7 protein-coding genes, 1 pseudogene and 1 riboswitch are annotated in these 9,353 nt (G+C 74.5%); of the genes and pseudogenes, 2 read left to right on the forward strand and 6 right to left on the reverse strand.

Annotated features, from left to right (window positions below):
* Nucleotides 1-35 precede the first annotated feature (35 nt).
* On the reverse strand, nt 36-1,532 hold the full coding sequence (locus ACFV0G_RS27465; RefSeq protein ID WP_380553466.1) for an aminopeptidase P family protein: 1,497 nt from the start codon (nt 1,530-1,532) through the stop codon (nt 36-38).
* A gap of 156 nt (nt 1,533-1,688) precedes the next feature.
* Entirely contained in the window at nt 1,689-3,131 is a 1,443-nt protein-coding gene (locus ACFV0G_RS27470) for a PP2C family protein-serine/threonine phosphatase (protein ID WP_380553469.1), read from the reverse strand.
* A 472-nt stretch (nt 3,132-3,603) separates the two neighbouring features.
* Here ACFV0G_RS27470 and ACFV0G_RS27475 point away from each other — a divergent pair, with 472 nt between their 5' ends.
* Nucleotides 3,604-4,257, forward strand: a complete 654-nt coding sequence (locus tag ACFV0G_RS27475; RefSeq protein ID WP_380553472.1) for a bifunctional DNA primase/polymerase — start codon at nt 3,604-3,606, stop codon at nt 4,255-4,257.
* Nucleotides 4,258-4,455: 198 nt separating this feature from the next.
* Here ACFV0G_RS27475 and ACFV0G_RS27480 read toward each other — a convergent pair whose 3' ends face one another.
* The 4 genes from ACFV0G_RS27480 to ACFV0G_RS27495 all read right to left on the reverse strand — a co-directional run bounded on the left by ACFV0G_RS27480 (nt 4,456) and on the right by ACFV0G_RS27495 (nt 8,610).
* Nucleotides 4,456-5,436 carry a DUF5926 family protein gene (locus ACFV0G_RS27480; RefSeq protein ID WP_380553475.1) on the reverse strand — a complete coding sequence of 327 codons (981 nt, stop codon included), beginning with the start codon at nt 5,434-5,436 and terminating at the stop codon, nt 4,456-4,458.
* A 122-nt stretch (nt 5,437-5,558) separates the two neighbouring features.
* Nucleotides 5,559-6,059, reverse strand: a complete 501-nt coding sequence (locus tag ACFV0G_RS27485; RefSeq protein ID WP_380553478.1) for an ATP-binding protein — start codon at nt 6,057-6,059, stop codon at nt 5,559-5,561.
* 287 nt (nt 6,060-6,346) lie between these two features.
* A complete protein-coding gene (locus ACFV0G_RS27490; RefSeq protein WP_380553481.1) occupies nt 6,347-7,162 on the reverse strand; it encodes a glycerophosphodiester phosphodiesterase in 816 nt (271 codons plus the stop codon).
* Nucleotides 7,163-7,236: 74 nt separating this feature from the next.
* A complete protein-coding gene (locus ACFV0G_RS27495; RefSeq protein ID WP_380553484.1) occupies nt 7,237-8,610 on the reverse strand; it encodes a purine-cytosine permease family protein in 1,374 nt (457 codons plus the stop codon).
* Nucleotides 8,604-8,750, reverse strand: a riboswitch (TPP riboswitch). (Overlaps the previous gene by 7 nt.)
* A 241-nt stretch (nt 8,751-8,991) precedes the next feature.
* Here ACFV0G_RS27495 and ACFV0G_RS27500 point away from each other — a divergent pair.
* Nucleotides 8,992-9,353 (forward strand): annotated as a pseudogene (locus ACFV0G_RS27500) (hypothetical protein); the annotation flags it as partial.

Consider the following 9,353-nt stretch of genomic DNA (forward strand, 5'->3'; position numbering starts at 1 on the left):
GTGCGGGGCCCGGCCGTCGCCGTCGTGCGGGAGGGTCAGCCCGCGAGCTGTGCCATCCAGGCCTCGACCTCGTCGGCACGGCGCGGCAGGCCGGCCGAGAGGTTCTCGTTGCCGTCGGCGGTGACGAGGATGTCGTCCTCGATGCGGACGCCGATGCCGCGGTACTCCTCCGGCACGGTGAGGTCGTCCTGCTGGAAGTACAGGCCGGGCTCGACGGTGAGCACGACGCCGGGCTCCAGCACCGCGTCGACGTAGTCCTCGCGGCGGGCGTGCGCGCAGTCGTGCACGTCGAGGCCGAGCATGTGGCCGGTGCCGTGCAGCGTCCAGCGCCGCTGGAGGCCCAGCTCCAGCACCTTCTCCACGTCGTACACCGCGGGGTCGAGCAGGCCCCAGGCGAGCAGGCGCTCGGCGAGGACGCGCTGGGCGGCGTCGTGGAAGTCGCGGAACCGCCCGCCCGGCCGGACCGCGGCGATGCCGGCCTCCTGCGCGTCGTACACCGCGTCGTAGATCTTGCGCTGGAGCTCGGAGAAGGTGCCGTTGATCGGCAGCGTCCGGGTGACGTCGGCGGTGTACAGGGAGGTGGTCTCCACGCCGGCGTCCAGCAGCAGCAGCTCGCCGGGGCGCACCTCGCCGTCGTTGCGGACCCAGTGCAGCGTGGTGGCGTGCGGGCCGGCGGCGCAGATGGAGCCGTAGCCGACGTCGTTGCCCTCGACGCGGGCGCGGCGCCAGAAGGTGCCCTCGATCCAGCGCTCGGAGGTGGCGACGGCCTGGCCGAGCTCGCGGACGACGTCGGTGAAGCCCTTGACGGTGGCGTCGCAGGCGGCGCGCAGCTCGCCGATCTCCCACGCGTCCTTGACCAGCCGCAGGCCGCTGAGGAAGACCTTCAGCTCGTCGTCGTGCTCCTCGTCGAGGACGCCGCTGAGGGCCTCCTCCAGGTCGCTGTCGTAGCCGCGGACGATCCGGGTGGGCAGCGCGGAGGTGGCGGCGGCGAGCTCCTCGGCGGCCTTGCGGACGTCGCGGGCGGGCAGGCCGAGCAGGGCCTCGGCCTCCTCCAGGCTGTGCCGGCGGCCGACCCACAGCTCGCCGTGGCCGTCCAGCCAGAACTCGCCGTTCTCGCGGTCGGAGCGGGGCAGCAGGTACAGGGTGAAGTCGTGCCCGTCGCCGGTGGGCTCCGCGACCAGCACCGCGTCCTCGGTCTGGTCGCCGGTGAGGTGCACGTACTCGCTGGCGGCCCGGAACGGGTAGTCGGTGTCGTTGGCGCGGACCCGCAGGTGGCCGGCCGGGATCACCAGGCGCTCGCCCGGGAAGCGCGCGGACAGCTTCGCCCGCCGCTCGGCGGCGTACGCGGCCTGGGCGACGGGCTCCAGCCCGCGCAGCTCGGTGTCGGCCCAGCCGGACTTCATGGAGGCCGCGAGCTCGTCGGAGACCTCTCCGTACAGGCCGTTCTTGCGGCCCTTGATCGGCTGGTCGTCCTGCTCGGCGGCCAGTCCCTCGGGGTTGGCGGACACCGCCGGCGTGCGGTCCTCGGTCACGTACGTCGCCTCCTTGCGCGTGTGTGCCGCCCCGGTCACCTCGGATCGCGAGGTTCATGGGCGGCCGTGGCTCCCATGGTACGAGCGGGAGCCCGCCGGCCGTCGGGCACCCGTTCGGACCCGGACGGGCCGGGCTGTGCCGGGGTGCCGCAGCGCTCAGTCGAAGCGGACGGCCAGCAGCACCAGGTCGTCGGCCCCGGCGCCGTCGGTGGGTGCGCCGACCGCCTCCAGCAGGTGGGCGCAGAAGCGCTCCGGGTCGAGCCGGGCGTCCCGGGGCGCGTCGGCGGCGGCCCGGCGCAGCGCGGTCTGGCCCGCGTGCAGGGTCGGGCCGCAGTGCCTGGCCAGGCCCTCGGTGTAGAGCAGCAGCAGGTCGCCGCGGTCCGCGGTGAGCTCGACGCCGGGCGCCTCCCAGCAGCTGAGCACGCCGAGCGGGGCGGAGAGGGAGGTCTCGACGAACTCGGCACCGCCGCGGCCGACCAGGATCGGCGGGCAGTGCCCGGCGCCGGCCAGCGCGACCCGGCGCTCGGCCGGCTGCACCCAGCCGTAGACGGCGGTGGCGGTGCGGGCCGGCTCGGTGGTCTTGAGCAGCAGTTCGAGGTCGCCGAGTACGGAGACCGGGTCCTCGCCCTCCAGGACGGCGTACGCGCGCAGCGCGGCCCGGACCCGGGTCATCGCGGCGGCCGCGCCGGGCGCGGAGGCCGGTCCGGCGCCAGGTCCGTCGCCGAAGACGCTGCCGACGCTGACGGCGAGGGTGCCGTCGGGCAGTTCGACGGCGTCGTACCAGTCGCTGCCGGCGGCGTTCTCCAGCCGGGCGGGCAGGCAGCGGGCGGCCATCCTGACCCCGGGCGCGGTCGGCAGTCGGTCCGGCAGCAGGCTGCGCCGCAGTGCCTCGGCGGCTCGCCCGGCCCGGTCCGAGGCGGCCTGGGAGGCCAGCACCGGTGCGGCGAACTCGCAGTACTGGGCGGTGAGTTGCTGCCGCCGTTCGGTGGGCTCGGCGGGCTCGTCCCAGAACCACGCGGCGGCGCCCAGCGGGCCGTCCTCGGCGGTGCCGAGCGGCAGTGCGAAGCAGGCGCCGAGGCCGAGTTGGGCGGCGACCTCGCGGAACCGCGCGCCGACCGAAGGGTCGTCCGCGAGGTCGCCGATCAGCAGCCGCCCGCCGACGGGGTGGCTGAGCAGCCCGGCGAACGGCCCGTGCTCGACCGGGACGGTCTCCAGCGCGCCGAGCCCGGACCGGTCGAGGCCGAGCCCGACCGGCCGCCCGGTGCCGCGCACGGTGGTGGCGATCAGCCCGCGCCGTGCACCGAGCAGCGCCGCGCCGGACTCCAGGACGGCGGCCAGTGCGGCCTCCAGTCCGCGGGCACGGGCGAGCAGCCCGGTGTGCTCGTACAGGCTGCCGAGGTCGGGGAGCGGGCCGGCCGACCGGTCCGACGCGTCGTCGGCCGCGCCGTCGAGCGGTCCGGGCAGCGGCACGCCGTCCGCGGGGACCGCCCCGGCCGCAGGTCCGGCGGGTGCCGCGGAGGCCAGCGCCGCGCCGCCCAGGGCGGCCCCGGACACGGCAGCCCCGGACAGGGCCAGTCCCCGCGGCTGGGTGTCGGTCATGTCGCAACTCCCCACATACTGGTACGTGTCACGCAGGAATGCCGAGGCCGGACGAAGCGCTCGCTACCTCACTAGTCGGCAGCAATCCACCACTTGTACACAGGCCGATCGGGGCATGTCCAGAATCGTGACGCGGTCTGCACATCCGTCCTCGGCGGCCCGTTCGCGGGCGCGGCGGGAGACGGGCGGGCGGTTGCGGGCCCGCCCCGGCCTCCGCTACGGCTGACGCAGGGTCAACCGGACGTCCGGATCGTATGCTTCCGCCGGCCGACCGCCCTCCGGCGTGCGGCCCACTCACTCGTACGGTGGAACCGGCCGCGCTCGACGCGCGTCCATCCGGCCGTATGAGGGATTCTCGTTCCAGGGGCCGCACACCTCCGGGAGTGTCCGGCGCCCCCTCGTCTCACGCCGGCCGCGCCCAGACGCCGTCGGTGGTCCTGAGCCACACGGTCGCGGAGAGGAACGAGCAGCCATGCGTCGGATGCAGTTGCGGTGGCCGGGCGGCCGCCGGCGGGAGCAGAGCGCGCTGCTGCTGGCCGCACTGGAGGCGGCGGACCGCGGCTGGCCGGTGGTGCCCGGTGCCCGGGCGGTGCGGGGCCCGTTCGGGCCGTGCACCTGTGACGAGCCGCGCTGCGCCCTGGCCGGCGCCCATCCGCACGATCCGCCGCTGCCGGCGGCCACCACCGACCCCCGGATGGTGCAGTGGTGGTGGGAGCAGCGGGCGCCCGGCGCCCCGGTCATCGCCGCCACCGGGCGGACGCTCGGCGCGGTGAGCCTGCCCGCGGCCGCAGGCGCCCGGGTGCTGACGTACTTCGCGGAGACCGGGGTGACGGTGGGGCCCGTCCTCGCGACGCCGTCGCGGTACGTGCTGCTGGTGGCGCCGTTCACGCTGGAGGGGCTCGGCGCGCTGCTCGCGGAGCGGCCCTGGGTGCCGGGGGCGCTGCGCTACCACGGGCCCGGCGGGTACGTCCTGCTGCCGCCGTCGCCGACCGGTGCGGGCGGGGTGCACTGGGTGTCGCCGCCGTCCGGGGACGGCGAGCCGTGGCTGCCCCAGGTGGGCACGCTGCTGGAGGGGTTGATCGCGGCGAGCGCCGCGGAGCCGGACAACAGCCCGCTCTCGTACTGAGCCGCGGACCCGAGGGGCCCGGGCCGGCCCGGGCGGAGCCGGGCATGGAAAATCCGGTCGCTGGCGACGGGGGATGCACCAGCGACCGGACTGTTTAAACAGTAACAAAGATCCGTCGGCCCGCCAATTTGTCCGGCCATGGCGCGACCTGGCTTTTTCGTCCCACGGGCAGAAATGTGACGCGAGTCACATTTCCCGTCAGTTCAGGGTGATCTGACGGTTCACCAGGTTCGCCCGGGCCCGGCGCTCGTCGGCGGTGAGGGGCGCGTCCTCGGCGAGTGCGCCGGCGAGCCGCTCGGCGAAGTCCGCCGCGGGCTTCTCGCAGTCGGCGGCCGAGAACTCCAGCGGGAGGTCCCAGACCGGCACCGTCAGGCCGTGCGCACGGAACGAGCCGACCAGCTTGGTGTCCTCGCCCAGCGAGGCGTTCCCGGCGGCGGACAGCCGGGCCAGCGCGTCCAGCAGCTTCTCCTCGGGCACCGTCATGACCCAGCGCAGGTGGTTCTTGTCCGGGGTGCCGCACCAGTACGCGGCGTCCACGCCGGCCACCTTCTCGGTCGGGATCGCCGAGGCGTTGGCCCGCTCCAGGGAGGCGGCGACCTCGCCGGTGGCGCTCTCGGCGTCCTCCAGCCAGAACTCGAAGCCGGTGTGCACCTCGGGTTCGAACGCGGCCGAGGCGTCCAGCAGGTCCTGCAGCCGGCGGCCGCCCGCGGTGGTGCGGCGGGACGGCACCGGGGTGCCCGGCTCGGTGGCGAGCGCCAGCTCCAGCGCGTCCGCGAGGTCGCGGCTCAGGTCGCCGGAGGAGGACTGGGTCTGCAGGCCCAGCAGGATCGAGCCGTCCGGACGGCGCAGCGCCGGCCAGGCCAGCGGCAGCACGGTGGCCAGCGTCACCGACGGCACCTCGCCGACGGCGCTCTCCGCGACGCCCGCGGCCAGCGTCAGCGGCACGGTGGCGGCGGGCACCAGCTCGCGCAGCGCGACCCAGTCGGCCTCGCCGGGCAGGCCCTCGAACGGACGGTGCACCAGCTCCTGGACGGCGTGCGCGGCCTCGCGGCCGTGGCAGGCCTTGTACCGGCGGCCGGAGCCGCAGGGGCACTTCTCGCGGGCGCCGACGACCGGGATCTCGCCGGTGGCGGCGGTGGTGCTGGGCTGCGACGAGGACTTGGCGGCCTTCTTGGCCATGGTGCGGCTCCCGGATACGGCGACAGTGCACCGGCAGCCTACTGAGGTTCGTCCGGCGCGCGGCGCAACGGCCGGTGCCGGGCGGCCGCGCCGTGCCCGGCGGCGGACGGTCGGGCGGACGGCTACGCGGTCGGGTCGCCCGCCAGATCGCCGGACTTGCCGGTCCGCAGCTGGAGGGCGGCCCAGACGGTCACCTCGCCGGGTGCGTCGCGCACGCCCCACGCGCAGGAGAGCCGGCCGACGATGCTCAGCCCCCGGCCGCCGCGGGCGGTCAGCGACGGACTGGCCGGCATCGGCCGGGTGACCGAGCCGCCGTCGGTGACGGACAGGGTGAGCGGACCGTCGTCGCTCGTCCACCAGCGGACCAGGATGCCGCCCGGATCGGGCTCGCCCGGTTCGTCGAAGGACGTCTCGTCCAGCTCCGTCAGCTTTCCCAGGGGCCGGGCGTACCGACAGGAATTGCTGAGCAGTTCGGAGAGGATCAGCACCGCATCGTCCACCACCGTGTCCGCTATCCCGTGGTCGCCGAGCTCGCGCCGCAGGCGCCGCCGCGCGGCTCCGACGCTGGCCGGACCGTGCGGCACCGCCATGGACGACGAAGTCGGCCCTACCTTCTCGGGCACAGCACGCGCCACCATCAACGCCACCCCCGGGACCTCCTTCAGCGTCTGCCGAGGGATGGATGCCCCCTGGGAATGCGTCGGAAACGACCGGTCCGCGATCGTGCGCGGACATTTCATGTCGCCGCAACTCACGGTATTCACGGGCCGATTAACTGCTCACGGTCCGTTGTGAAAGTGTCGGGAATTGAGCGTTCTCTGAGCTTCTCCGAACACTTTGCGCCCCCGTTCGTGCGCCCGCGCACCCGGCCGGCTGCTGCGGACCACCGCGTCCGCCGCCCGCTGCCGGCTCAGCGGCCGAGCTGCGCCAGCACCTCGCGCGGCCGGTTGGTGATCAGTGCCTCCACCCCGAGCTCCAGGCAGAGCTCGACGTCCGCCGGCTCGTCCACCGTCCACACGTGCACCCGGTGCCCGGCCCGGCGCAGCGCCGTCACCAGCCCGGGGTCGCGGCGGACCAGCTCGATGCCGGGCCCGGCGATCCCGGCCCCGCCCGGCAGCGAGCGGGTCCGGCCGAGCACCGGGAGCCGGCGCTCCAGCAGGTAGACCGTCGGCACGGCCGGCGCCGCCCGGCGGATCCGGTGCAGCGACAGCTCCGAGAAGCTCATCACCCGCACCGACGACTCCTCCGGGGTCCGCGGCAGCAGCCCGAACCGCTCCAGCAGCCGAAGCAGCTCCGCCTCCGTCCGCCCCGCGTACCGGGTCGGGTGCTTGGTCTCGATCGCGAGTCCCACCGGCCGGCCGGCCTCGGCCACCAGCTCCAGCAGCCGGGCCAGCGTCAGGATCCCGCTCGGCCGCGGCTCCTCGGGGGACTTCCACGACCCGAAGTCCAGCTCCGACAGCTGGGCCAGCGTCATCGCGGACACCGCGCCCCGCCCGTCGGAGGTGCGCTGCACCGTCCGGTCGTGGACGCACACCAGCTGCCCGTCGGCGGTCAGCCGGACGTCGCACTCCAGCGCGTCCGCCCCCTCCTCGATCGCCCGCCGGTAGGCCTCCAGGGTGTGCTCCGGCAGAGCCGCCGAGGAGCCGCGATGGGCGATGACCCGGACGGCGCCGCGGTCGGGCGCCGGTCCGGCCGGAGCCGTCCGGCCGAGATGCTGAGTGTCCACGCGACCACCCTACGAGCCGTCGGATGTCGGTCCCGCCCCGCCACGGGAAACCCCGGGTGAACAGGCCGGGCCGGTCAGGCCTCCGGTGCGCCTGCGGTCCGCGCGGACAGCGGTACCAGCGCCCAGGTCGCGAGTGCCGGGACGAGGAAGCCGAACAGCGAGGCGGACGTCCAGGGCTGGGCGGTGAAGCCCACCGCCGACTGGAGGTCGCCCCACATCCCCGTCCACCAGCCGCCGATCGCCGACGGGTTGAGGAACTGGTACACCGCGAAGCCGAGCGCCCACGGCAGCAGCATCAGCGGCCGCGACGGCGCGTCCTGCGCCAGGTTCCAGCCGCGGCGGCCGGCCCCGAGGAAGTAGTCGACGGCCAGCACCGCGAACAGCGGCACGAAGACCGAGCCGATCAGGCCGAGGAAGGCGTAGTACGAGTCGGTGAACTGCTGGATCCGCAGCGCCAGCACGGTCACCAGCACGCCGATCCCGCCGGTCAGCACCCGGCGGTCCACCCGCGGGAACAGGTTGTGCACCGACATCGCGGTCGAGTACACGTTGGCGAACGACTGGTCGGTTTCGCGCAGCACCAGCACCAGCAGGAACACCCAGCCGGCCGCCACCCCGGTGAACGAGGAGAACACCTTGTCCGGGTCGCCGCCCGACTGGAGCAGCGCGATCAGGCCGAGCACGTAGCACCACACCTGGGCCACCGTGTAGCCCGAGAAGGTGCCCCAGAACGCCGCACCGGAGCTGCGCGCGTGCCGGGTGTAGTCGGCGGCCAGCGGTACGAACGAGATGGACACCGCGATGACCGCGTCGGTCGCGGACAGGAAGCCGTGCCAGTTGCCCGCCCCCGGGTCGGGGAAGCCCTGCCGGCCGAGCTGGACGGTGAAGTACACCATCGCCACACCCACCGCGACCGCCACGTAGCGGCGCAGCACCGCGATCGAGCCCAGCGGCCAGATGGTCAGCACGGTGGTCAGCAAGCCCGCCGCGACCACGAACAGCCAGCGCCAGCCCTGGGTGTCGGCGACCTGCTGCGCACCCCAGGCGATCACGGTGAGCTCGTACACGCCCCAGCCGATGCACTGCAGGATGTTCAGCACCGTCGGCAGGTAGGAGAGCCGGGTGCCGAACAGGCCGCGCAGCACCGCCATCGCCGGGGCGCCGGTGCGGGCGCCGACCAGCGCGGCGACGCCGAGCATCGCGGTGCCGATCACGGTGCCCGCGACGATCGCGGTGACCGCGGCGGTGAAGGACAGCTCCGAGCCCTTCGCGCCGAGCACCGTCGCCGCGCTGGTGAAGCCGATCAGGCTGACCCCGAGGTTGGCCCAGAGCGCGAACAGCGCCCGGGCGTCGAGGGTGCGGGGCGGGGCGGTGTCCAGCACCAGCGGCGCCTCGCGGTGCGCGGCCGGGGCCGCGTCGTGGACATGGGCAGGCGAAACAGCCGACATGGCCGGAACTCCCTACGCCGGCATTACCCGGACAGGTTCAGGCGGTCTGCGCCCCCTCGCCCACCCCGGTCGGTGCCGGGGCGTACGGTCGATCAGCGCACTCTCAGCCTGGAAGGTCCAAGCTCCCGCGTGTTCAGATTGGACCGACAGGCTAACGGGACGGCCGGCGAACGCCAAGGCCGGCCCGGTACCGGTCCGTATCGCGGGACCGGCGGCCACTCCGTCGGCGGATCCGGCGGACGGCCTGTCGACCGCCCGTGACCGGGGCCTGTCAGGGACGCCTAAGGATTCTTAGACGTTCTTCAGGGGGCTCCTTACGGCATCCGAATCCGGTGTACGAAAAACTATGCGCCAAGGTTCTGTCAGCTATGGAGGTCGTCCGTGAGCACCGAGCACGCGAGTGGGTCCACCGGGCCGCAGGAGGGCCAGTCCTCCGGCGAGCCCCAGTCGGTGGCACCGGCTCATGAGGCCGCGGCCCCGCCGGTCGTCGAGTCCGCGCCCACGCTCGCCCTCTCGAAGCTGAGCGAGCCCGCGCCGCCGACCGCCTCGTCGTACCTGGACGCGCCGCCGCCGGCCCCGCCGACCGTCGTGGACGGCCCCCCGGCCGCCCCGTCGTACCTGGACGCGCCGCCGCCGGTGGTCGCCGCCCCGGCCCAGCCGCAGCCCGCCAACCCGGTCTCTTATAAACATATCCGAGCCCACGATAACTGCGTTCATCTGGGTGTGGGGGGGGTGGGGGTGAT

Source organism: Kitasatospora sp. NPDC059571, from assembly GCF_042735675.1.
GTDB lineage: Bacteria > Actinomycetota > Actinomycetes > Streptomycetales > Streptomycetaceae > Kitasatospora.

Coding starts and splice junctions, on each gene's coding strand:
- ACFV0G_RS27495 (WP_380553484.1), bottom strand. CDS start 8,610: ATGTCGGCTGTTTCGCCTGCCCATGTCCACGACGCGGCCCCGGCCGCG.
- ACFV0G_RS27475 (WP_380553472.1), top strand. CDS start 3,604: ATGCGTCGGATGCAGTTGCGGTGGCCGGGCGGCCGCCGGCGGGAGCAG.
- ACFV0G_RS27480 (WP_380553475.1), bottom strand. CDS start 5,436: ATGGCCAAGAAGGCCGCCAAGTCCTCGTCGCAGCCCAGCACCACCGCC.
- ACFV0G_RS27470 (WP_380553469.1), bottom strand. CDS start 3,131: ATGACCGACACCCAGCCGCGGGGACTGGCCCTGTCCGGGGCTGCCGTG.